The organism is Actinoallomurus sp. CA-142502, from assembly GCF_050936355.1.
Classification (GTDB): domain Bacteria; phylum Actinomycetota; class Actinomycetes; order Streptosporangiales; family Streptosporangiaceae; genus Actinoallomurus; species Actinoallomurus iriomotensis.
The window spans coordinates 7,668,537-7,690,756 of the sequence record NZ_JBNJMY010000001.1; the positions used below are offsets into that span (position 1 = coordinate 7,668,537).

General features: G+C 69.7%; 26 protein-coding genes. 13 read left to right on the forward strand and 13 right to left on the reverse strand.

Annotated elements, in window-relative coordinates; genetic code table 11:
• Positions 1-2 precede the first annotated feature (2 nt).
• The gene (locus tag ACQEV1_RS35935; protein ID WP_432705650.1) at positions 3-917 is read left to right on the forward strand and encodes an MBL fold metallo-hydrolase; all 915 of its coding nucleotides are present in this window, start codon (positions 3-5) and stop codon (positions 915-917) included.
• A gap of 6 nt (positions 918-923) precedes the next feature.
• Positions 924-2,429, forward strand: coding sequence for a carboxylesterase/lipase family protein (locus ACQEV1_RS35940; protein ID WP_433400111.1), 1,506 nt, complete (start codon positions 924-926; stop codon positions 2,427-2,429).
• A 32-nt stretch (positions 2,430-2,461) separates the two neighbouring features.
• On the opposite strand, the gene ACQEV1_RS35945 is transcribed toward ACQEV1_RS35940, so the two are convergent.
• The 5 genes from ACQEV1_RS35945 to ACQEV1_RS35965 all read right to left on the reverse strand — a co-directional run bounded on the left by ACQEV1_RS35945 (position 2,462) and on the right by ACQEV1_RS35965 (position 6,929).
• The gene (locus ACQEV1_RS35945; RefSeq protein WP_285632598.1) at positions 2,462-3,100 is read right to left on the reverse strand and encodes a response regulator transcription factor; all 639 of its coding nucleotides are present in this window, start codon (positions 3,098-3,100) and stop codon (positions 2,462-2,464) included.
• Positions 3,101-3,113: 13 nt separating this feature from the next.
• On the reverse strand, positions 3,114-4,481 hold the full coding sequence (locus ACQEV1_RS35950) for a sensor histidine kinase (RefSeq protein ID WP_433400115.1): 1,368 nt from the start codon (positions 4,479-4,481) through the stop codon (positions 3,114-3,116).
• Positions 4,482-4,496: 15 nt separating this feature from the next.
• On the reverse strand, positions 4,497-5,285 hold the full coding sequence (locus tag ACQEV1_RS35955) for a hypothetical protein (protein ID WP_433400118.1): 789 nt from the start codon (positions 5,283-5,285) through the stop codon (positions 4,497-4,499).
• Positions 5,282-6,049: an ABC transporter ATP-binding protein gene (locus ACQEV1_RS35960; protein WP_433400121.1), complete on the reverse strand. Its 768-nt coding sequence runs from the start codon at positions 6,047-6,049 to the stop codon at positions 5,282-5,284. The genes ACQEV1_RS35955 and ACQEV1_RS35960 overlap by 4 nt, the downstream gene beginning before the upstream one ends.
• Before the next feature lie 142 nt (positions 6,050-6,191).
• On the reverse strand, positions 6,192-6,929 hold the full coding sequence (locus ACQEV1_RS35965) for a DUF6221 family protein (protein WP_433400124.1): 738 nt from the start codon (positions 6,927-6,929) through the stop codon (positions 6,192-6,194).
• Between the two features lie 151 nt (positions 6,930-7,080).
• Here ACQEV1_RS35965 and rox point away from each other — a divergent pair, with 151 nt between their 5' ends.
• Positions 7,081-8,508, forward strand: coding sequence for a rifampin monooxygenase (rox, locus tag ACQEV1_RS35970; protein WP_433400127.1), 1,428 nt, complete (start codon positions 7,081-7,083; stop codon positions 8,506-8,508).
• Positions 8,509-8,647: 139 nt separating this feature from the next.
• On the opposite strand, the gene ACQEV1_RS35975 is transcribed toward rox, so the two are convergent.
• Positions 8,648-8,770, reverse strand: coding sequence for a hypothetical protein (locus ACQEV1_RS35975; RefSeq protein ID WP_433400130.1), 123 nt, complete (start codon positions 8,768-8,770; stop codon positions 8,648-8,650).
• Positions 8,771-8,948: 178 nt separating this feature from the next.
• Between ACQEV1_RS35975 and ACQEV1_RS35980 the strand changes: the two genes are divergently transcribed.
• From ACQEV1_RS35980 to ACQEV1_RS36005, 6 genes are all read left to right on the forward strand, one after another.
• Positions 8,949-9,344 carry an ArsR/SmtB family transcription factor gene (locus ACQEV1_RS35980; protein ID WP_433400133.1) on the forward strand — a complete coding sequence of 132 codons (396 nt, stop codon included), beginning with the start codon at positions 8,949-8,951 and terminating at the stop codon, positions 9,342-9,344.
• Positions 9,277-9,759, forward strand: coding sequence for an SRPBCC family protein (locus ACQEV1_RS35985; protein ID WP_433400136.1), 483 nt, complete (start codon positions 9,277-9,279; stop codon positions 9,757-9,759). The genes ACQEV1_RS35980 and ACQEV1_RS35985 overlap by 68 nt, the downstream gene beginning before the upstream one ends.
• Positions 9,746-10,318: a TIGR03086 family metal-binding protein gene (locus ACQEV1_RS35990; protein WP_433400139.1), complete on the forward strand. Its 573-nt coding sequence runs from the start codon at positions 9,746-9,748 to the stop codon at positions 10,316-10,318. Before ACQEV1_RS35985 ends, ACQEV1_RS35990 begins: the two co-directional genes overlap by 14 nt.
• A gap of 212 nt (positions 10,319-10,530) precedes the next feature.
• Positions 10,531-11,481, forward strand: a complete 951-nt coding sequence (locus ACQEV1_RS35995) for a hypothetical protein (protein ID WP_433400142.1) — start codon at positions 10,531-10,533, stop codon at positions 11,479-11,481.
• Positions 11,482-11,554: 73 nt separating this feature from the next.
• A complete protein-coding gene (locus ACQEV1_RS36000; RefSeq protein WP_433400145.1) occupies positions 11,555-11,677 on the forward strand; it encodes a hypothetical protein in 123 nt (40 codons plus the stop codon).
• Between the two features lie 203 nt (positions 11,678-11,880).
• Positions 11,881-12,093, forward strand: a complete 213-nt coding sequence (locus ACQEV1_RS36005; protein WP_433400148.1) for a hypothetical protein — start codon at positions 11,881-11,883, stop codon at positions 12,091-12,093.
• A 6-nt stretch (positions 12,094-12,099) separates the two neighbouring features.
• Here ACQEV1_RS36005 and ACQEV1_RS36010 read toward each other — a convergent pair whose 3' ends face one another.
• The 3 genes from ACQEV1_RS36010 to ACQEV1_RS36020 form a co-directional block, all read right to left on the reverse strand.
• The gene (locus ACQEV1_RS36010; protein WP_433400151.1) at positions 12,100-12,249 is read right to left on the reverse strand and encodes a DUF397 domain-containing protein; all 150 of its coding nucleotides are present in this window, start codon (positions 12,247-12,249) and stop codon (positions 12,100-12,102) included.
• Entirely contained in the window at positions 12,246-13,067 is an 822-nt protein-coding gene (locus tag ACQEV1_RS36015) for a helix-turn-helix domain-containing protein (RefSeq protein ID WP_285576592.1), read from the reverse strand. The genes ACQEV1_RS36010 and ACQEV1_RS36015 overlap by 4 nt, the downstream gene beginning before the upstream one ends.
• A gap of 137 nt (positions 13,068-13,204) precedes the next feature.
• The gene (locus tag ACQEV1_RS36020) at positions 13,205-14,584 is read right to left on the reverse strand and encodes a serine/threonine-protein kinase (protein ID WP_433400154.1); all 1,380 of its coding nucleotides are present in this window, start codon (positions 14,582-14,584) and stop codon (positions 13,205-13,207) included.
• A 226-nt stretch (positions 14,585-14,810) separates the two neighbouring features.
• On the opposite strand from ACQEV1_RS36020, the gene ACQEV1_RS36025 reads away from it, so the two are divergent.
• Both ACQEV1_RS36025 and ACQEV1_RS36030 read left to right on the forward strand, forming a co-directional pair.
• Positions 14,811-15,242: a hypothetical protein gene (locus ACQEV1_RS36025; protein WP_433400157.1), complete on the forward strand. Its 432-nt coding sequence runs from the start codon at positions 14,811-14,813 to the stop codon at positions 15,240-15,242.
• Between the two features lie 28 nt (positions 15,243-15,270).
• Positions 15,271-16,482 carry a hypothetical protein gene (locus ACQEV1_RS36030; RefSeq protein ID WP_433400160.1) on the forward strand — a complete coding sequence of 404 codons (1,212 nt, stop codon included), beginning with the start codon at positions 15,271-15,273 and terminating at the stop codon, positions 16,480-16,482.
• 37 nt (positions 16,483-16,519) lie between these two features.
• On the opposite strand, the gene ACQEV1_RS36035 is transcribed toward ACQEV1_RS36030, so the two are convergent.
• The 3 genes from ACQEV1_RS36035 to ACQEV1_RS36045 are packed head-to-tail and all read right to left on the reverse strand — an operon-like array spanning position 16,520 to position 18,678.
• Positions 16,520-17,182, reverse strand: a complete 663-nt coding sequence (locus ACQEV1_RS36035; protein ID WP_285632559.1) for a pentapeptide repeat-containing protein — start codon at positions 17,180-17,182, stop codon at positions 16,520-16,522.
• A gap of 9 nt (positions 17,183-17,191) precedes the next feature.
• On the reverse strand, positions 17,192-18,274 hold the full coding sequence (locus tag ACQEV1_RS36040; protein ID WP_433400164.1) for a DUF1648 domain-containing protein: 1,083 nt from the start codon (positions 18,272-18,274) through the stop codon (positions 17,192-17,194).
• Positions 18,271-18,678 carry a GntR family transcriptional regulator gene (locus tag ACQEV1_RS36045; protein ID WP_285632555.1) on the reverse strand — a complete coding sequence of 136 codons (408 nt, stop codon included), beginning with the start codon at positions 18,676-18,678 and terminating at the stop codon, positions 18,271-18,273. The genes ACQEV1_RS36040 and ACQEV1_RS36045 overlap by 4 nt, the downstream gene beginning before the upstream one ends.
• 98 nt (positions 18,679-18,776) lie before the next feature.
• On the opposite strand from ACQEV1_RS36045, the gene ACQEV1_RS36050 reads away from it, so the two are divergent.
• Positions 18,777-19,736: a Gfo/Idh/MocA family protein gene (locus tag ACQEV1_RS36050; protein WP_285632553.1), complete on the forward strand. Its 960-nt coding sequence runs from the start codon at positions 18,777-18,779 to the stop codon at positions 19,734-19,736.
• 55 nt (positions 19,737-19,791) lie between these two features.
• Here the strand turns inward: ACQEV1_RS36050 and ACQEV1_RS36055 are convergent, their stop codons facing one another.
• Complete coding sequence (locus tag ACQEV1_RS36055; RefSeq protein ID WP_285632551.1) at positions 19,792-21,453, reverse strand: APC family permease; 1,662 nt, start codon at positions 21,451-21,453, stop codon at positions 19,792-19,794.
• Positions 21,454-21,628: 175 nt separating this feature from the next.
• Here ACQEV1_RS36055 and ACQEV1_RS36060 point away from each other — a divergent pair, with 175 nt between their 5' ends.
• The gene (locus tag ACQEV1_RS36060; RefSeq protein WP_433400169.1) at positions 21,629-22,207 is read left to right on the forward strand and encodes a GNAT family N-acetyltransferase; all 579 of its coding nucleotides are present in this window, start codon (positions 21,629-21,631) and stop codon (positions 22,205-22,207) included.
• Positions 22,208-22,220 lie beyond the last annotated feature (13 nt).

A 22,220-nucleotide genomic window follows, 5' to 3' on the forward strand; every position in this document is an offset into this window, starting at 1 on the left:
CCGTGGACACCATCACTCTGGGCGATGTGACGCTGACCCGGGTCCGGGAGTACTTCGGGCCCGTGGACATGACGCCCGAGACGTTCTTTCCGGAGAGCCCCGCGGAGGTGTGGGACACCCATCGGTCCTGGCTGGCGCCGGACTTCCTGGACACCGAGACCCGGATCGTCAACGCCGCCATCCAGACCTGGCTGCTCCGTAGCGAGGGCCGGATCATCCTGGTCGACACGGGGGTCGGCAACCACAAGGACCGGCCGTACTCCCCGGTCTGGAGCCGGTTGGAGACCGGCTTCCTGGACGACCTCGCCCGCGTCGGAGTCCGCCCCGAGGACGTGGACGTCGTGGTCAACACGCATCTCCACGTGGACCACGTCGGCTGGAACACCTGTCTGGACGGGCGGAGATGGGTGCCGACGTTCCCGAACGCCACCTACCTGATGCCGAAGGCGGACTTCGACTTCTGGAATCCGGCGAACGGTCATCGGCCGCTCCTCGGGCGCGGCAACCAGAACGTCTTCGAGGACAGTGTGGCCCCCGTGCACGAGGCCGGCCGGACGCTGCTGTGGGAGGACGGCCACCGGATCGACGCCAACCTGCGCCTGGACCCGGCTCCCGGGCACACGCCGGGCTCCTCGGTGCTCACCCTCACGTCCGGCTCGGACCGCGCGGTGTTCGTCGGCGACCTGCTGCACAACCCCGTACAGATCTTCGAACCGGACGCCAACAGCTGCTTCTGCGAGGACCCCACCGGCGCCCGCGCCACCCGCCGCAGGCTGCTGGGCTGGGCCGCCGACAACCACGCGCTCCTGATCCCCGCTCATCTGGGCGGCCACGGCGCCGCGGAGGTCGAGCGCGACGGAAGCAGGTTCGCGATCAAGGGCTGGGCGCCCTTCACCCCGTACTCCGCGCAGGGCTGAGACTCGATGGAAGGCATCACCGTGACCCATCCGATCGTGACCACCGCGCGGGGCGCCGTCCGTGGCCTGCGCCGGCACGGCATCGCCACCTTCCTGAACATCCCGTACGCCGCCCCGCCTCGGGGCGCCGGCCGGTTCGCTCCGCCGCAGCCGCACGGGCCGTGGGACGGCGTACGGGACGCCACCGTGCCCGGCCCCACCGCCCCGCAGTCCGAACGCCGGCTCGGCAGCGTGGACATGTCCCCCTATTTCGGCACCGGATGGAGCCGCGGGGAGGACTACCTCACCGTCAACGTCTGGACGCCCGCCCCGGACGGCGAGCTGCCCGTCATGGTGTTCGTCCACGGTGGCGGATTCGTCGCCGGGTCGACGCGGGCCGCGCTGTACGACGGATCGGGTTTCGCCCGTGACGGCGTCATCCTCGTCACCCTCAACTACCGGCTGGGCATCGCCGGATTCCTCGACCTGCCCGGAGCACCCGCCAACCGCGGGCTGCTCGACGTCGTCGCCGCGCTGCGCTGGGTACGGGAGAACATCGCCGCCTTCGGCGGCGACCCGGACAACGTCACGCTCTTCGGCCAGTCGGCCGGAGCGACCATCGCCGGTGGCGTCCTCGCCGATCCCGAGGCAGCGGGGCTGTTCCAGCGGGTGATCGTGCAGAGCGGCAGCGGCCTGGGCGCCTTCACGGCCGAGCAGGCCGCGCGCGTCACCAGGGCTGCGGCCGGGGCCCTCGGCGTCGAGCCCCGCGCCGGCGCCTTCGCGGAGATCTCCGACGAACGCCTGGTCGGGGCCGCCTCCGGGCTCGCCGGCATCGACCTGCGGACCGAGACGCACTACGACCCGCTGATCGGGCTGAGCCCGTTCAGCCTGGTTCTGGACACCCAGCCCGCCGTGTCGGTGGCCGCCGGCCACGGCGACCGCGTCGACCTCCTCGCCGGGACCAACACCGAGGAGGGGAATCTCTACCTGGTCCCGGTGGGCCGGTACTCCACCTCGACCGCCGAGGACGTCGACGCGGCGGCGGCCGGCACCCACCCGGATCCGGTACGGCTCGTCGAGACGTACCGCGAGACACGTCCCGAGGCGTCCTTCGGTGCGCTGCGGTCCGCCATCATGGGCGACGGGTTGTTCGGCGTGGGCACCCGGGCCCTGCTCGGCGCGCACGCCGCCCATGCCGGATCCGCGACGTTCGCGTACGAGTTCGGGTGGCGTTCGCGCGCTCTGGGCGGCGAGCTCGGCGCCGCCCACACGATGGAGCTCCCCTTCGTCTTCGATCTCGCGCATCTCCCGCAGCTGCACGGGCCGGACGCCCTGCTCGGTCCCGGCCGGCCGCCCGCGGACCTCGCGGCGCGCATGCACGACGCGTGGATCCGCTTCGCCACGACCGGTGACCCGGGCTGGGAGCCGTACGACCGTGAACGCCGGGCCACGATGCGCGTCGGCACCGAGTGGACCCAGGTCGACGACCCGCACCGCCAGGAACGACAGGCGTGGAGCACGGACGACGCGTAGCGGTGAGCCGGGCGGTCAGCCTGCGTCCGTCGTCACGATCGGAGGTAGTGCAGGACCGCCAGCACCCGGCGATTGTCGCCCTGTGAGGGCGGGAGGTCGAGTTTGGTGAAGATGCCGGCCACATGCTTCTCCACCGATCCGGTGGAGATGACCAGGCTCTCGGCGATGCCGGCGTTGGATCGGCCCTCGGCCATCAGGGCGAGCACGTCGCGCTCGCGGAGGGTCAGCATGTCCAGGCCGGGCCGGCCGGTGCGGAGGAGCTGGCCGACGACCTCGGGATCGAGCGCGGTGCCGCCCGCGGCGACCCGGGCCAGCGCGTCGGTGAACTCGGCCACGTCGGCGACCCGGTCCTTCAGCAGGTAGCCCATCTTCGCGGCACCGCCCTCGAGCAGCCGGGCGGCGTACCTCGGCTCGATGTACTGGGAGAAGACCAGCACCCCGGTCGCCGGATGGTCGCGACGGATGTCGAGGGCCGCGCGCAGCCCTTCGTCGGTGTGGGTGGGCGGCATTCGGATGTCCACCACCGCGACGTCGGGACCGTGCTCGGCCACCGCGGTGAGCAGCGCCTCGCCGTCCGCCACGGCGGCGCACACCCGATGGCCACGGTCGGCGAGCAGCCGGATGAGGCCCTCCCGCATCATCGCGGCGTCTTCGGCGATCACGACACGCATGTTCCGGATGCTTTCACGCGTGCGGCGGCAGCCGGATGCTGACGCGGGTCGGCCCGCCGGGTGGGCTGGCGATGTCGATGTGGCCGTCGACGGTACCGACTCGATGGGCGAGTCCGGACAGGCCGGTGCCGCGGGCCGGGTCGGCCCCGCCGACGCCGTCGTCGGTCACGGTGAGCAGCAGCCACCCGTTCGGTTCGGCCACGTGGATCGTGATCGTGTCGGCGTGGCTGTGCTTGACGGCGTTCGCGAGCAGCTCGGCGGCGCAGAAATAGGCGATCGTCTCGATCGCGGGTGTCGGCCGGCGGGGAATCTCGCTGGTCACCTCGACCGGGATGGCGCTGCCGAGGGCGAGTGTGGCCAGCGCGTCGGGCAGGCCGGTGTCGAGTATCGGCGGGTGGATGCCCTTGACGAGGTCGCGCAGCTCGCCGAGGGCGTCTTTGGCGCCCTGGTGGGCGGCGTCGACCAGCTCGCGGATCTGGGCGAGCTGGCCGAGGTCGTCGTCGCCGAGCTTCTCCTTGGCCAGGCCCAGGTTCATCGCGAGCGCGGCCAGCCGGGCCTGCGCGCCGTCGTGCAGGTCGCGTTCGAGCCGGCGCACCAACGCGGCGGAGTCGTCCACCGCCTGGGCCCGGGTCTGCTCCAGATCGCGGACCCGCTGCATGAGCCTGCCGGGGCCGAGCAGGGTGCGGATCAGCCACCGGTCCGCCAGCACGACCGCCCTGCTCACCCAGGGCGCGACCAACAGCGACGCGGCGCCCGCGGCGAAGACGAGGAGCGTCCCCGGGTACGTGGCGACATGGAACGGACCGCTCCGGAGCGGGGTCAGGAACGGGACCGGACTCAGGTGGACCTCGGGCCGGTGGTTGCGGAACAGCCCCCACCAGAACGGGTAGCTCAGGTTGACCAACCCGGTGACCCAGTACTCCACGGCGTACAGCCCCAGCAACGCGACCGGCACTCTCAGCAGCAGGTACGCCACGGCGCGCCAGCCGGCGCCGTCGCGGAGCCTCGCGGCCGGCCGGCCGAGAACGCCCCGGCCGGGACGGAACGACGGTGGCTCCGCGACCCGCTCGCCGAGCAGCCGAGCCGCCAGCCGGCGCTGGAACGAGCCGAGCCGCCGCGCGACGCGGGTCGCCAGAAGGAGCAGCACCAGCGCACCGGCGGCCAGGCCGGCGAAGGAGACGTTCTCCGGCTTGGCCGGGCCGGGCGCGAGCAGTCCCATGACGATGAGGAACGCGAGGGCCGCGACCGGCACGGCGATGCCGGTCGTCGCCGAGACGACGAGGTATGACAGCTCGGCCCGTGCACGGCGAGTGAACGGCGCCGTCGCGAACGCGGTGAGCGTTCTCCTGAGACTCGGCGGGTCCGCGGCCATCGCGTTCATCCGTTCATCCTCCGCTCAGGCGTCCCGGCGGACCAGCAGCCATGCGCCGGCCCCCAGCACGACGGCGGCGTACAGGCAGAGCACGGCGAGCCCGGACCACGGCGACAGGATGTGATGTCGTGCGTCGCCCTGCGGCTGAACCGCACCGAGCGAGCTCCCCACGATCGTGATCGGAACATATCCGATCACCGGCCGGGCGATCATGACGATGAACTGCGCCACCACGAACACCCCGCCGACGAGCACGGCGATGGCGGCGGCGGTGTGCCGGACGATGGCGCCGATGCCGAGACCGAGCAGCCCGATCAGGCACAGTCCCACACCGGTCAGCACGACCGCTCGCAGCACCCCCGGCTGGCCGAGTGAAGGGGGCGGCACCCTGGCCGGCAGGGCGGCCCCGCCGGCCAGGAACGCGAGGAACGCCCCGGCCTCTCCGACCGCCAGCACCGAGCCCCCGTACACCGCCGTCTTCGCGGCCAGCAGCAGCCGCCGGTTCGGTACCGCGGCGAATGTGGACCTGATCGCGCCGGAGGAGTACTCACCGGTCATGACGAGCACACCCAGGACGCCGATCGTGAGCATCCCGGGGATCACGCCGGCGAGCGCGTTGTTCGTCAGGTCGCCGGACGCGTTCTTGGTGTTGGCTCCCACGACGACGGCCATGCCGACCGCGCCGGCGAAGGTGATCGCCAGGGTCCACCACGTCGAGCGCAGGCTCCACAGCTTGGTCCACTCCATCCGCGCCACATGCCTGAACCGGTAGTGCCCGGCCGGTGCACGTGACTCCCACGTGGCGGTGGTCATGACATCCCTCCTCGTCTCGGTGCGCCGAGATCGCCACCCTGGACCGCCGGGTCGCCTCGATACTCGGCGCTGTCACGGGTCAGCTCGAAGAACGCGTCCTCCAGCGAGGTCGACCGGGCGGACAGCTCGGCGACCGATGTGTCCGCGAGCAGCCGCCCTCGGCCGATCACCACGAGATGCTCGGCGGTCAGCGCGATCTCGCTGATCAGATGGCTGGAGACGAAGACCGTACGGCCTTCGGCGGCCAGGCCCCTCATCAGATCGCGGATCCAGCGGATCCCCTCGGGGTCCAGCCCGTTGACCGGTTCGTCGAACAGCAGTACGCCCGGGTCGCCGAGCAGCGCCGCGGCGACGCCGAGCCGCTGGGCCATGCCGAGGGAGAACGCCCCCGCTCTTCTCCGCCCGACGTCGGCGAGCCCGACGGTGCCGAGGACCTCCTCCACCCGGCGGTCCGGGACACCGTTACCCCTCGCCAGCGCCCGCAGGTGGGATCGGGCGGACCGGCCGGGGTGAAACGCCCTGGCTTCGAGCAGGGCCCCGACCTCGCGCAGCGGCCAGCCCAGCTCGCGGTACCGGCGCCCGCCGATCCGCGCGTCTCCGGCGTCCGGCTCGTCCAGGCCCAAGATCATGCGCATCGTGGTGGACTTCCCCGAACCGTTCGGGCCGAGAAATCCGGTCACGACACCGGGCCGTACCTCGAATTCCAGCCGGTCAACGGCGACCGTGGATCCATAGCGTTTGGTCAAACCACGAGCCTCGATCACAAAACCTCCCCATGTCGGCCATGGGCGCCACGCTATGAATTCCAAGGCGCCGTGGGGAACGAGGCGATCGCCCGACTTCATCCGGGGGTTTTCCCCCACCACCCATCGATCCGCCGGTCACGGAGTCCGAGTGGTCGGGTGGTCAGTAATAGTCGCGCGCCCGAGAGCCTTTGAGGAGCCGGAAATCGCGGAGGGACGTCTCACCGTCATCGGTCGTGCCGATCTTCGCGGTGAGCTGACACCCTTCCAGTTCGTTCTCCGCTCTGCCGACCTCTGCCGCGATGGACGCGGCGGGTACGCGTAGCTCGCGTACCTCTTCCCCGGGGATTACGGGGAGACGGACCATGGCATCGCCGTCGGCCACGGACCACACGTAGACCTTGACGCGCTCACGCATCCGCCCCCACTCGGCCCGGTAGTCGGGATGTTCCGCGTAGGGCAGCGCGAGCAGGCGAAGGACGTCCTCGGCCCAACCGGCGCGCCCCTGCTCCCGTCCTCCTCGTGAGGCGTCGAAGAGTTCCAGGATCCGGCGTTTGGCCTCGATCTCACTGGTCACGCGGGCGGGATCGTGACGGGCGATGTGGTCCGCGGTCCAGGTGGCGACGGCGGAGGACAACGCCAGGACGTGATGCGGCGAGAGCCCGGGTTCTGAGCGTATCGGGTACTTGTCAACGCTCCGAAGCTCGACTCCCCGGTGGTAGTCGTCCGGGTGACCCACACCGACGTGGATGGGTCTTCCGGTACGGCCGGCCACCCAATGCCACCTCTCTTCAGCTGACGCGTCGTAGTCGCTCGGCCGGCTCCGGTAGTCGGCCGCGAGTCGCGCGGCGCGATCGTCCTCATCGAACCGGGCGCGCAGAAAGGTCAGTAGGTCATGCATCGCCGCCTCCTGTCATTCGCCGGCCCCACGGCAAAAAAATGCAGGGAGTGCGCGCACTCCCTGCATTTTCAATCTATAGCGCACCCGGGGGCTTGCGGCAAGACCCGGGTCGTGCCGCAAAATCGTCGGCCGGAACGCAATTGGGGGATTCATGATCGACGTCATCGTGGTCGGTAGCGGGCCGACCGGCCTGATGCTGGCCGGGGAGCTGCGGCTGCACGGCGTGCACGTGCTCGTGCTGGAGAAGGACCTGGAACCGACCCGGCAGGTACGCGCGCTCGGCCTGCACGCCCGCAGCGTCGAGATCATGGACCAGCGCGGTCTGCTGGAACGGTTCCTCGCGCACGGACGGCGGCACCCGCTCCGCGGATACTTCGCCGGCATCGACAAGCCCGCGCCCGAACGCCTGGACACCACCCAGCCCTACACGTTCGGCATCCCGCAGCCCGCCACCGTACGCCTGCTGACCGAGCACGCCATCGAGGCCGGCGCCGAGTTCCGGCGCGGCCGCGAACTGACCGGCCTGAGTCAGGACGAAGACGGGGTGACCGCCGAGCTGGCCGACGGCACGCGGCTGCGCTCGCGCTACCTCGTCGGCTGCGACGGCGGCCGCAGCACGGTGCGCAAGCTGCTCGGCGTCGGGTTCCCCGGCGAGCCCACCACGGTCGAGACGCTGCTGGGCGAGATGGAGGTGGGCGTGCCGCCGGAGACGGTGGCCGCCGTGGTGGCCGAGGTCCGCAAGACCCACCGGGGGTTCGGCCTCGGGACCTCCGGGAACGGCCTGTACCGCGTCGTCGTGCCCGCCGAGGGGGTGGCCGAGGACCGTACGGTCCCGCCGGCCCTCGACGAGTTCAAGCGGCGGCTGCGGGTGTTCGCCGGCACCGACTTCGGCGTGCACTCGCCGCGCTGGACGTCCCGGTTCGGCGACGCCACCCGGCAGGCCGAGCGCTACCGGGCCGGCCGCGTGCTGCTGGCCGGCGACGCGGCGCACGTCCACCCGCCGATCGGCGGGCAGGGCCTCAACCTCGGTCTCCAGGACGCGTTCAACCTCGGCTGGAAGCTGGCCGCCGAGGTCCGCGGCTGGGCGCCCGAAGGCCTGCTGGACAGCTACCACGCCGAACGGCACCCGGTGGCGGCCGACGTGCTGAACACCACCCGCGCGCAGACCCTGCTGCTGTCCCCCGAGCCGGGCCCCCAGGCCGTACGCCGGCTGCTGGCGGAACTCATGGAGTTCGAGGAGGCGCACCGGTACGTGCTCGAGAAGATCATCGCCGTCGGGGTCCGCTACGACTTCGGCGAAGGGCACGAACTGCTCGGCCGGCGGATGCGGGACGTACCGCTGAAACGAGGGCGCCTGTACGAGCTGACGCGCGGCGGCCGTGGGCTCCTGCTCGACCAGACCGGCCGGCTCTCGGTCGCCGGCTGGGAGGACCGGGTCGACCACGTCGTCGACGTCAGCGAGGAACTCGACGTGCCCGCGGCCCTGCTGCGGCCGGACGGCCACGTCGCCTGGGTCGGCGAGGACCAGGCCGAGTTGCTGGACCGGCTGCCCCGGTGGTTCGGCGCGCCCGCCGCCTGAGCGGGCCAGGCCGTCCCGGCCGGCACCGTCCGGGCGAACACGGGGACCACCGTGTCGTTCAGGAACGGCCTGTTCCCGGTCGTCGTACGGCCGTGGACGGCGCGCGAGACGATCCGCGCTCGCGGGAACACCGCGGGGATCAACCGTCACTCAGCAGGTCGCAGGCGCTCAGGGCGGTTGCGGTCAGGCTGACGTGCGGTGCCGGCGGCGGAGTGGTGCGCACGGTCACCTCCGGCGCCGCGAACATCGCGTGCTGCGCCACGACGATGCTGCTCGGAAGGGGAGGAAGTCGCCCGGCTCCCGGCGCGCCATTTCCCGCACCGGGAGTCGCCGATGCGCGCACGAGGCGACGGTTACCGACCGCCTTTCAACCACCTGGTTGACGAGCGGCGGCCTACGGTCTACGGTCCTTTCAACCATCGAGTTGAAACTGGGAGAGCATGACCACGGACACGCTGTCGCGGGTCTTCGCCGCCCTCGCGGATCCGACCCGGCGCGACATGGTGGCCCGGCTGTCGGAGGGCGACGCGACCGTGAGCCAGCTGGCCGAGCCGTACCGGATGACGCTGCAGGCCGTCTACAAACACCTGCGGGTGCTCGAGGACGCCGGGCTCGTCAGCCGACCGCCGGGGCGGCAGCCGCGGCCGGTGCGCCTGGAGGTCCAGGCCCTCGACTCGATGGACAGCTGGATCGAACGCCACCGGAGCCGCGTCGAGCAGCGCTACCGCCGCCTCGACGCCGTTCTGGTGGAGATGAGAGGAGACGAACATGGCCGGCATCACGGAGGCCACCATCGAAGCGGACCCGAGGCTGCCGGTGATCCGGACGACTCGTGACTTCGCGGCAACGCTCGAGCAGCTGGTGCGCGCCCACACCGATCCGGTGTTGTTCGCCCGGTGGGTGGGCCCCGACGCCACGAGCACCCGGGTCGAGCACTGGGACGCGCGTACCGGCGGCAGCTGGCGGTACGTCTCGGTGCACGACGGCACGGAGTACGGGTTCCATGGCTGTTTCCACGAGGTAGGGCCGGACCGCATCGTGCAGACCTTCACGTTCGACGGCGATCCCGACGGAGTCGCGCTGGAGACGTTGTGGTTCGAGGACCTCGGCGACGGCCGTACCCGGCTGCGGGCGCAGTCGCTGGTCGACAGCTTCGAAAGTCGCGACGCATGGCTGCGCAGCGGTATGGAGCTCGGCGTCAACGAGGGTTACGCCAAGCTGGAGAGGATGATCGCCGATGGCGCTGTCTGACCGTCCGGCCGAGCGACACCTTCAGGTCGCCGGGCTGTTCACCGCCCGGGTCCGCGGCACCCGCTCCTGGGACGCACCCTCTCCGGTCGCCGGCTGGACCGCCCGCGACGTCGTGCGTCACCTGACCGAATGGCTCCCCGGGTTTCTCGCCTCCGGCGTCGGCCTCGAACTGCCCCACGGACCGTCGGTGGACGAGGACCCGATCGCCGCGTGGCAGGTGCAATGCGACGGCGTACAGGCGGTGCTGGACGATCCGGAGACGGCGCACCGGGAGCTCACCAACCCGCACATCGGCGCCCTGCCGCTGGCGACCGCGATCGACCGGTCCTACACCGCCGACGTGTTCATGCACACCTGGGACCTGTCCCGGGCCACCGGCCAGGACGACCGGTTGGACCAGGACTTCTGCGCGCAGCTCCTCGGCGGCATGGAACAGATGGAGGAGGCCCTCCGCGCCTCCGGCCAGTACGGCACCCGGGTCGAGGTGCCCGCCGACGCGGACCCTCAGACCAGGCTGCTGGGGTTCATCGGCCGGGACCCGTCCTGGCCGGGCCGGTGAGCCGTTCGATCTTCTCGCACTCCCGCCCCGTTTGATCACGCTCGTCGAATGAGCGATCATCCGCGTTGTCGCCATTTCACGCACCACTGTCGCCATTTCGCGCACCACGCTTCAATCCGACCCGCCGGTGGATATCGTTGAACGGCCGGGAAGGGAAGGACGCGGGTTATGCCGGGGGCACGCTGGACAGATGTGCGAAATGATTTGTTGCGATGACCGGTAACTTCGAGCGTAGTTTCGCCGACGGCCTGGCACGTAAGCTGTCCGCTCTCGCGAATGCGTTGACTCGCAGGGGCCTTTTTCCGCGAAACACGGCCGCACGCGTGTTCTATGTCCTCGCGGCCGTCGGGGTGGTTGTGACCGCCCTCAGCGCGCTCCCGGGCAAGAAGCCGGACCCGAACTACGTCCCAACATGCAATGGCGTGGTGATGGCTCGCACGGATCAATGCAGCATTATGGATTTCAATGGCAACGGCAGTGGACTGTTCACGTACGACGAGATGGTCGCGAGACACAACGACTCGGTACGCACAGCGAATCGGCATGCTGCCATCACATCGATGGTGGCCGCACCGCTGACAGTGATCTTCGGCGCACTGTCCTTCGTCGTGGCGACCCGGGAACGTCGCCGGAGACGTAAAGGCTCGCCGGCCACCGCGGCCGACAACGCCACGCCCACTCCGCCACCGCTTGAACAGGATCCGTTCGCCCTACTCGCGCGAGAGCGGGGGTGGGTTCTCGGCCCACCATCGGCCCAGATGCCTACCGGGCAGGCCGAACTCGGTACTCCGGTCGGCACCGTGACCGGAAGGCTGGGCGAATGGCCGATCGCGGTCCAGCGTTACACGCGCTGGACCCAGATCACGGTGAGCCTTCCGGTGCGGGATCTACCCAAGGTGCGGATCGCCATCGACCATGCCTCCGGCCAGGCGCGATACGTTCATGAGGCCGCCTTCGGCGAGGAACTGATGACGCCGCGGGTGCGCGATACCGCGAGACAGGCGAACATCACCGAGTTCAGTGTGGTCGGCAGGGTGCTCACGCTGAGCCGGCGGGAGGTGCTGACCGCTCCCGGTGTCGACACCGCGGTACAAGCCCTTACCGCGCTTGCCACAGCCCTTCCCAGCGACGTACTCAGGCGGCGCGGCCAGCCGGTGATGTGACCGCGCCGCGGAGAACGCGGAGGCCGCCGCCCTGCGCAACGCCGCCGCCCGGGGCACGTCGCCGATCCCCTTCATGCCCGGCGCCGCCGGGCAGGGCTCGGAGAAGAAGAACCGTGAGCGCGTGGTCTGGGTGTACGAGGACAAGGAGGCCTGGGGCGCGGAAGACGGCGACATCGCTCCCCCACTCATCGAGTGACGCGATCAGCGGATGGCCGCCGGGGGCGAATCTCCTCCGGAGCCCGCCGTGTTCACTCCTCGATCGTGATGCCCAGAGCCGCCGCGAACGTCTGCACGAGGCCCTGGCGTCGGCGGCCTGTACGGTCACGTCGCGCAGGCTCTCGACGCCGCTCAGCCTCCACAGGTCGCAGCCGGAGAACACCGCACCGCCCCGTCAGCTCCATGCACACTTGGAATCTGTCCTGGGCCACCGGCCAGGACGACCGGTTGGACCAGGACTTCTGCGCGCAGCTCCTCGGCGGCATGGAACAGATGGAGGAGGCCCTCCGCGCCTCCGGCCAGTACGGCACCCGGGTCGAGGTGCCCGCCGACGCGGACCCTCAGACCAGGCTGCTGGGGTTCATCGGCCGGGACCCGTCCTGGCCGGGCCGGTGAACCGACCTACTTAAAGTCCGTTACCTGAACTGCGGCGACCTCTACGCAATTACCGCCCGTGTCGCCGCTCCGGCTGCTCTTGCGCCAGACGGAAACCTCGACACAGTTACCTCCCGTGTCGGTGCTACGACTGCTCTTACGCCACTGGTCGCTCATAGACTCTCCAACGTCCTATGGAGCAGTTTCAGGGACTCGTCGGCCGACATCGCCGCACCCCTGATCAAGTCGTAGCGTAGCGCGTACTCCTGAACGACAGCCGGGTCGGCGATGAGCTGGCCGCCCACGTGGCCTTCGATATAGACGATGTCATGGCCGTCCTCGAATCCGAGGATGTCGAATGCCCCTGGTAGCCCGGCATACGATCCTGCGGTATCCGGGACGATCTGAAGTGTCACATTCGACCGCTGCGCCAGTTCGATGAGGTACTCGATCTGACCACGCATCACGTCTCGGTCGCCGATCCGGCGCTTGATGGCCACCTCGTCGAGGACCGCGAACACGAGCGGCGGCTTCGGCCGATTGAGGACCTCTTGCCGCGCCACGCGCTTGGCGACGAGCTGTTCGATCTCCTCGGGCTCCCGCCCCGCCTTCAGCACCTCGTAGGCGTAGTCCCGCGTCTGGAAGAGCCCTTTGATCACGCTCGGCTCGAAGGCGTACATCCTCGTCGCCTGGGCCTCTCGGGCCACGAATTCGGCGAAGCCCCGCGGCAGTGGGGCCACATGGCGGGTCTCGTTGATGAGCTTCCAGAGGCGGAGGAACACGCCGTTGGTCTCGAAGAGCGTGTCGAGGTCCTCGGCGAGCTGCTTCGACGGGATGTTCTTGGCCGCTTCGACCTGTCCGATGAGCTGAGGCGTATATCCGAGCCGCTCGGCGAGCTCGATCTTGGACATTCCGGCCTGCATGCGCCAGGCCGTTAATTCGCCGGCGAAAGCGAGGATGGCAGGGAACTCGTACGGCTCTTTCTGCGCGACCATGGTGGGCCTCCGGGGGGTTCGACCTGGGGCGATCGCCACCAAGAATAACCACATCGGCGCACCGGAAGCGAAATGACCAAGAAAAGCGATGCACAGATCCGCGCAAATAGGAATTTCCCGTTACCGGGTCATTCTTTTCAACTGAAGCAGTACCAGCTGTAGGGATTGTCGACATCGGTGAATGACGACGACGCGTTCGGGTCACCGTACTGGTACCGGCACACGGCGTTCGTGTCGATGTCGGTGTCCTCACCCTTCGGCGTGTGGCAGTGCCAGCCGTAGACGTTGTTGCCGGTGAGCGCGAGATCGCCTTGGCCGACGTGCCGGCACCAGCTCTGGAGGTCCAGGCCCCCGAGGCGGCTGGGGGATGGACCCGGCGATGACGGACTCGAAGACGGTGTGCTCGGGGTCAAGGACGCGCCCGATGCGTTGGCCGCGTGTCTTCCGTCGCCGCTGTCATGGAACATCAGGATGAACGCCAGCAGCACGCCCACGAGCACGACCGCTCCGGCTCCGATCGCGATCGGGGCATTGGACGGCCGCCCGGGCGCCTTTTCCTCCGGGGCGTCGACCGGCGATCGGCCGTCGTCGTGCGGGAGGAAGACGAGGGTGGACGGAGCTTTCGGATCCTTGATGAAGCGGGCGACCTCGGCACGCTGAGCCGCGATCAGCTGATGGATCGGCTCGGGCCACGGCTGAAGGGACGGGGCGACACGGCCGACCGACTCCAGTAGCCGGGCGGGCGTCGGCCGGTCGGCCGGGTCCTTGGCGAGACAGGGCCCGATGATCGCCCGCAACCGGCCGGAGATCGACGAGAGATCGGCCTGCGAGTGGACGATCCTGTAGAGCGTCTGCGCCGCCGTCGGCGCGGCGAACGGGCTGGCGCCGGTGCAGGCCATGACCAGTACACAGCCGAGAGAGAAGATGTCGCCGGCCGGCGTGAGCGGCCGGCTCTCGGCCTGCTCCGGGGACATGTAGGAGGGCGTGCCGACCAGCCACCCGGTATGCGTGAGCTGAGTGCCGCCGGGTTCGTCGGCCGCCCGCGCGATGCCGAAGTCGATCACCCTGACGCCGTCGCCGGTGAGCAGGACGTTGGGCGGCTTGAGATCCCGGTGCATGAGACCGGCTCGGTGAACGTCGGCCAGGGCGGCGGCCATGCCCGCGGCCAGACGCAGCGTCGACGCCTCGGGAAGCGGACCGACCGCCTCGATCGCCTCAAGCAGCGAGGGCCCCACCACGAACTCCGACGCCAGCCACGGGACCTGTGCGTCCGGGTCCGCGTCGATCACCGCCGCCGTGTACCCACCGGAGACCCTGCGCGAGGCCGCGACCTCGCGCCGGAACCTGGCGCGGAATCCGTCATCCTCGGCGAACTGGGCGCGCACCTGTTTCACGGCGACCAGCCGGCCGTCCGGCGAACTGCCGAGGAACACCCGGCCCATGCCACCCCGGCCCAGTTCGGCGAGGATCCGGTAGGACCCGATCGATGCCGGATCGGACGTCTCCAAGGGCCTCACGGTGACTCCTCAACGGCGGTGTCCGCGGTGACGTCATCGACCAGCGCGGATGCAGACATCAGTGTTCTTATGCTAGCGGCGCGTACACGGATCGGCGGTATCACCGCAGGCCGGAGATCGTGCACATTTTGGCGGGTATCGGTGCGTGCACTGGCGATACGGATCACGACCTGCGACCTAGGCTGTCAGCCGACTAATGCCCGATGAAATCGCGGGGAGGCCCTACATGGGGACGTCCGACGAACCTAAAGCACAGCACGGCCTGCCGAGCAACAACCTGTACGACCGCTGGCCCGGGGCGCAACCACCCTTGGATTTCGAACACAAGGTAAGTCTCAGCATCACCCACAACGAGGTACTCGATCTAACGCGAGATCTCGCCAAATACCTCGAAGAATTCGTTACCGGAAAAGACGAGGCGCACCAGCACCTCAAACAAACGACGAACATCAGCAGCGACGAGGTCGGCAGCTGGGAGGGCGGCCAGGATTTCTACAACACCATGACACAGGCCAACACCTCGATAACCGACGCCCACGCCACGTTCATCGATAGTTACAAGGCCATCGTCGAGAAGCTGCTCGCGTCAACGACCGCATACGCGGACGCCGAAGAGAGCGCGAAGCAGGCCGTGCTCGACATCTTGCACAAGATCTGAGACGACTCGCGGCGCGGGAGAAAACACGATGAGCGATTATCTGACCTTCGATCTCAAGGCGAAGAAAGAGCCCGCCGACGACTCGAAAGTCTGGGATTCGATCAGTATCTACAACTTTGCCAGCCAGACTCGGCCGGACAAGGTGGAGAACATCGGCAAGGGGTATCAGAAGGCCGCCGACAGCTACGACAGGATGGCCTCTTTCGTTCGGAGGGTCGCCGGCAAGATCCACGACAAGTGGAGTGACGGCTCAGGGTCGGTCTCCGCACAGCGTCAGCTGGCGCAGCTCTACCAGGCCGCGCAGGCGATAAGCGACGCGTGCGACACGGTCGGCAAGCCGATCGAACATCATGGCAAAGTCTCCTTGGCGAACTTCAAGAAACAAATCTTGCACGGGGAATTCGCCAATAATTACAAAACCGGCAAAGAGGGTGCGAGAGTTGTAACAAGCGGCGACGACGGCGGCTGGCCCGATGGAGCAAATCCCGAATATTCTTTGGTCGATCCGAACAACGACCCGATAGCGGGTGCCCGGCACCTCTTGAGCGAGCACATAAAAAAGACGCAGGGCACGTACGCCTCCATCCCCGGCCAGCTCTTCGTCGACCTGCCGCGGGCCGCCAAGACCACCCCGCCGCCCAAAACGAAGAACCCGCCGCCCAACGGTGATGGCACCGGCACCACCCTCAGCGGATCCGGACTCCCAACCGGTTCCACCAACGCCCGCCTGCCGACCGGCTACGACCCGAGCGGCTTGACGGGCACCGGCGCGGCGGCCGGCCTCGGCTCCGGACAGGGGACCGACCTGTCCGGGCTGGGCCAGACCACGAGTGGCACCTCCCCCACGGGCGGCACCGACCTGGCGGGCAGCACCCCGTACACGCCCAGCCCGTACGCCGACAACCCGTACACGCCCAGCCCTTACACGCCCAGCCCGTACGTGGCCGGCCCGTCCGGTTCACTGCCGCACCAGGGTCCCGCCGGGAGTTCGCCCACCGGAGCGAACCCGTCCATCATGCGCACCGGCCGGTCCGACGGCCTTCCCACCGCCGCGGAGAACGCGGAGGCCGCCGCCGCGCGCAACGCCGCCGCCCGGGGGACGTCGCCGATCCCCTTCATGCCCGGCGCCGCCGGACCGGGCTCGGAGAAGAAGGACCGTGAGCGCGTGGTCTGGGTGTACGAGGACAAGGAGGCCTGGGGCGCGGAAGACGGCGATATCGCTCCCCCGCTCATCGAGTGACGCCGCGATCGGCGCGCGCGGCGGATGCCCGCCGGGTTCATTCCTCGATCGTGATGCCCAGGGCCGCCGCCAAAGTGTGCACGAGGCCCTGCGCGTCGGCGGCCTGTACGGTCGCGCCGCGCAGGCTCTCGACACCGCTCAGCCCCCACAGGTCGCAGCCGGAGAACACCGCGCCGCCCGTCATCACGGCCTGGCTGAACCGCACCCCCTCCATGCGGCAGTCCTCGAACCGGCAGCCGGTGAACTCCGCGTTCTGGAAATCGACCTCGGTGAGGTTGCAGTCGCGGAAGACGACGTGCCGGAACCGGCTCATCCGGAACCGCGCGAGGTCGGCCCGGCAGCCCTCGAAGACCACGTCGCGGAACGAGCAGCCGCCCCACGTCGCGCCGGTCAGGCGGCAGCGTTCGAACCGGGCCGCGGCCACCACACCGTCGCTGACGCCGATGTTCGCCAGGTCGCAGCCGAGGAACTCGGCGTCGGACAGGCTCGCGCGCGGCAGGACGGCGCCGGCGAGCCGTACGGCGTCGAACCGGCAGCGTTCGACGTCGAGCCCGTCCGCGCGGTCGCCCGCCGCCACTCCCCCGGTGACCTCGGCGGACAGGAGGATCTCCTCGTCGGCGAGCGAGGACAGCCGGACCGGGACGAGGTCGGCGGGGAGTTTCGGCGGCGCGGGCCGGCGTACGGCACGTGGGGTGGGCACCGGTCGAACCTACCGGCCCGCGAGCACCCCGATCAGCGCCATGACGAGGAGCAGCCCGAATATCACCCAGGTGGCGGGCCGGGCCATGTTGAGCGTCCAGCCGATCCCGAACCGCTTGGGCACGAGCATCGCCGGGTCGTCCGGGTTGTAGTAGAAGATCCCCAGCCGGTAGAGACGGTCGTCCTCCCGGTTGACCGTTCGGGCGCGCCCGGCGGCCGAGCCAGCGAGACGCAGGCGGCTGCCGCCCTGCCCGAAGCGGATCGCTACGACCAGCACGGCGGCGGCGCCGAGGACGCCCGGGACGACGTTCAGCGCGGTGACGACGGACGCCGGCGGGCTGATCAGCTGCCAGTTCGCCAGCGAGCCGAAGAGGAACGTGACGCCCGTGCAGGCCGCCAGGACGAGCAGCGCCCGGGTGGTCGCCGCGACGAACTGGCGGTGCCGCGGGGCCGCCTGCGGGTCCTCCGCGTCGAGTTGCGCGCGGCTGTGCAGCGCGGCGCCCGCGACCGCCAGCAGCAGGATGGTCGACGCGACCTGCGTGACCACCGGCCCGAACGCCGAGACGAACGACTTGGCGGCGTAGCGGTCCGGCCGCCCGGCCGGGCCGAAGTGCATCGCGAGGCGCGCGGGCATGTCCGGGTACGCCACGATGCCGATGATCACCGTGGCGAGCGCCAGCACGACCGCGGGCACGGCCCAGGGCCAGGGATAGCGTTCCGGCTCGGTGCGCAGCGAGGTGTCGGCGACCACGACCTGCCGCCGCCCGCCGAACCAGTGCTCCGCCGCCTTGACCTCGGCGATCCGGCGGCGGGCGTAGAGGTAGCAGAACACGCCGACGGCGAGCTCGACGCCGACGACCGCCAGGCCGGCCCACGGGCGGCCCGCGAGCAGGGTGCCCGCCACCGCGAGGACCGCCACGACGCCGGTCACCGCGCGGTAGCGGCGCCGCTGCGCGACGACGACCGGCGCGTCGGCGCGGTCACGCGGCACGCGGACGCCGAACGGGATGGTCGGCGGCACAAGAGAGGGCATCAGCCACTTCATGACGCCGACGAGCACGACGGGTATCACGGTGACGACGGCAGGACTCATGACCGGCTCCCTGCGTCCGATCCGGCGCGGAAACCATCGAGGATCGCCTGGCAGCGGCGTTCGATCTCGGCCTCGGACAGGCCCTGGGCGACGGCCTCGGCGAGCAGCGTGCGCGCCCGCGCCTCCCACTCGTCCGCGACGCCCTCACCGGGCGGCCCGGTGGCGGGGTCGCGGACGACGATCGCACCCGTACGCCGGGCGAGCCGGATGAACCCCTCGTGGCGGAGCCGGTCGTACGCCTTGTTGACCGTGTGCATGTTGATCCCGAGGTCGGCGGCGAGCTGCCGGGTCGTGGGCAGCGAGTCGCCGGCGCGCAGCTCGCCCCCGGCGATCGCCTCGACGACGCGGTCGCGGAGCTGCTGGTACAGCGGTACGTCACTGTCCGTCTCAACGAGCAGGATCATGCGGTCACCCTCGATGTATTGCTCTATAGCAACTAGAACATTGAATCACGACGACGCCGCACCCACAAACCCGCATTTCCCTCGTACGATGTCCGATCGTGACGATTCAATGGGGAATCCTGGGCACCGGCGGGATCGCGCGCACGTTCACCGAGGATCTGCTCCATCTCGGACATGAGGTGGCGGCGGTCGGTTCACGCGCCGCGCACACGGCCGAGGCGTTCGCGGAGCGCTACGACGTCGCGCGGGCGTACGGATCGTACGCCGAGCTCGCCGCCGACGCGAAGGTCGACGTCGTCTACGTCGCGACGACGCACAACACGCACCACTCCGCCGCCCGTACGTGCCTGGAGGCGGGCCGCGCGGTGCTCGTGGAGAAGCCGTTCACCACGACGGCGGCCGACGCGCAGGACCTCGTCGCCCTGGCGCGCGAGCGGAACCTGTTCGCGATGGAGGCGATGTGGACGCGGTTCAACCCGCTCATCGCCCGGGTGCGCACGCTGGTCGCCGATGGCGCGATCGGCGAGGTGAAGGCGGTGTACGCCGACTTCTCGGAGAACTTCCCGTTCGACGCCGGGCACCGGCTGTGGGCGCCGGACCTGGCGGGTGGCGCCCTGCTCGACCTGGGCGTGTACCCGGTGTCGTTCGCGTGGATGCTGCTCGGCGAGCCGGCCACCGTACAGGCGGTGACCACGCCCGCGCCGACCGGCGTGGACTCCAACACCGGCATCCTGTTCGGCTACGACTCGGGCGCGGTGGCCCTGCTGCACTGCGGTTTCCTCGCGAGGACCCCGCAGACCGCGACGATCACCGGCACGACGGGCTGGATCGAGGTGGCCGGCCCGTTCTGGCACCCGGACGCGATGACCCTGCACCGCGACGGCGCGGAACCGGAGACGTTCCGCCTGGACGTCGACGGACACGGCTACACGTACCAGGCGGAAGAGGTCGCCCGCTGCGTCGAGGCCGGCCACACCGAGTCCCCGCTGATGCCGCTGGACGAGACCGTCGCCATCCTCCGCACCCTCGACACGATCACCGAACGCCTCAACGCGTAACCGGCACGAGCCCCGCTCTCACCGGAGAACGGGGCTCGTGCCGAGAGCGGGGAGCTCAGTCTGCGAGTGCGGGTTCGCTGTCCACCTCGTCGTGCGGCAGTTCGGCGATGATCGCGCGTACACGCTCGCCGGGCAGCCGTACCTTGACCGCGATGATGTAGATCACCACGCTCCAGACGGCGTTCACGGCGAAGCCCATCACGAGGCCCTTGAAGACGCCACGGCCACCGTCGTAGTCACCCAGATAGCTGATCAGCGCGATGCCGGCCAGCCACGGGAGGACCCACGACGCGCCGGCCTTCCATTCCATCTTGTGCTTGAGCTGGCCGGTCGCCGCGAAGATCGCCATCATGACGTACCCGAACAGGACGATGACGAAGAACTTCCAGTTGGTGTTCCAGCCGGTCCAGTAGATGATCAGGTTCGCGGAGAAGAAGGCCAGCAGCGGGATCGTGTCGCCGCCCCAGAGCCGGAACGGACGATGCTCGTCGGGCAGCTGACGGCGGAGCGCCGCGTGCGCGAGCGGTCCGGAGCCGAACGACATGACCGTCGCCGAGGTGACGAGGCCGACGAGCTGCTGCCAGCTCGGGAACGGCAGCAGCATGATCGCCGCGACGACGAACGTGATGATCAATGACACCCACGGCACGCCCCGCCTGCTCAGCTTGCCGATGCCGGCGGGCGCGGCGCCGTTGCGCGCCATCGTGTAGCCCAGCCGCGAGGTGACGGCGGAGTAGATCAGGCCGGTGTCGCCCGGGGAGACCACGGCGTCGACGTACAGGACGGTGGCCAGCCAGCCCAGGCCGATCGCCGTGGAGACCGCGGCGAGCGGGCCGAAGTCGTTCGTGAACGACAGCTTCGACCAGCCGTGCGCCAGGTCGCCTCCGGAAAGCGCGCCGATGAAGGCGATCTGCAGGAGCACGTAGATGGCCATGCAGAGGACGACGGAGCCGATCACCGCGAATGGAACGTTCCGTCGGGGGTTGTCGCTTTCTCCGGCCAGTTCGATGGCCTGGCGGAAACCCAGATAGGAGAACGTGATGCCCGACGTGGAGATCGCGGTCAGCATGGCCTTGCCGCCGGCCGGGGCGAACCCGTGATCGGAGAAGTTCGCGGCGTGGAACGCGGTGACCAGGAACGCCACCACGACCACCATGATCACGATGAGCTTCCACCAGACCAGCACGTTGTTGATCTGGGCGAAGAACCGCACTCCGATCGCGTTGATGACGCAGAAGGCCGCGAGCAGCAGGAGAGCCGCCCCGATGCCGACCGGCGTCAGCGTGTGCACCGGCTCACCGTGGACCATGTGCTTGTCGGTGAAGTGGTACCACTTGGTGGCGTACTGCAGCACGCCGGTCGTCTCGATCGCCGGTACGACGGCCGCGGCGACCCAGGTGATCCAGCCCATCGAATAACTGGCGAAGCCGCCGAAGGCGTACATCGGGAAGCGGACGACACCCCCGGTGACCGGGAACATGGTGCCGAGCTCGGAGAACGACAGGCCGATGAACACGATCATCAGGCCGGCGATCGCCCAGGAGAAGATGGCGGCGGGGCCGGCGATGATGCTGGCGTTCATCGCACCGAACAGCCAGCCCGAACCGATGATCGAGCCGACGCCGGTGAAGAGCAGGCCGACACGTCCGATGTCGCGGCGAAGATGCCTGCTCTCCTCGCCGCCGGGCGCTCGTGAAGTATCCGTGGCCGCGGTCATACAGCTCCTCTCTGCCGGGCCGCACCCCGAGAAAGGCCCCGTAGCGCACGGCCTCGCGCAAATCACGTACTGCCCAAAAAAATGGACAGTACTTATACGACGTTCCGGCACGTTACTCCTCGTGGTCACCGGAATGGCAAGTGCGGGCTTCGAGCGGTGGCGACATGATGGGCGCATGCCTGATCTCGTGGAGCCCGCGGTGCCGGCCGGGCGGATGGGCGGCCGGTCGCAGCCGTCGCTGTCCGTGGACGAACTGACGATCCGCCCCTGGACCGCGGCGGACGTGCCGGTTCTCGTCGCGGCGTACGCCGAGGAGGACATCCAGAGGTGGCACGCCCGGTCCCTGACCGAGGACGAGGCCCGGGAATGGGTGGCGCGCTGGGCGGACCGGTGGGCGCGGGAGACCGGCGCCGACTGGGCGATCGCCGACGGGGACACCGTGCTCGGGCGCGTCGGGGTCCGCCGGCTCTACCTCTCCGACGGGTTCGGTGAGGCGGCGTACTGGGTGCTGCCCGCGGCGCGCGGTCGTGGCGTCGCCGGCCGGGCGCTGACGGCCGTGACCGACTGGATGTTCGCCCTCGGCCTGAACCGCCTGGAACTGGCGCACTCGACCCTCAACCGCGCGTCGTGCCGGGTCGCGGAGAAGGCCGGTTACGCGTACGAGGGCACGATGCGCGGGCGCACCCGGCACGCCGACGGGTACCACGACATGCACCTGCACGGCCGCCTCCGCGCGCCGAGCACGACCGCCTGAGCCGAGCGACCGT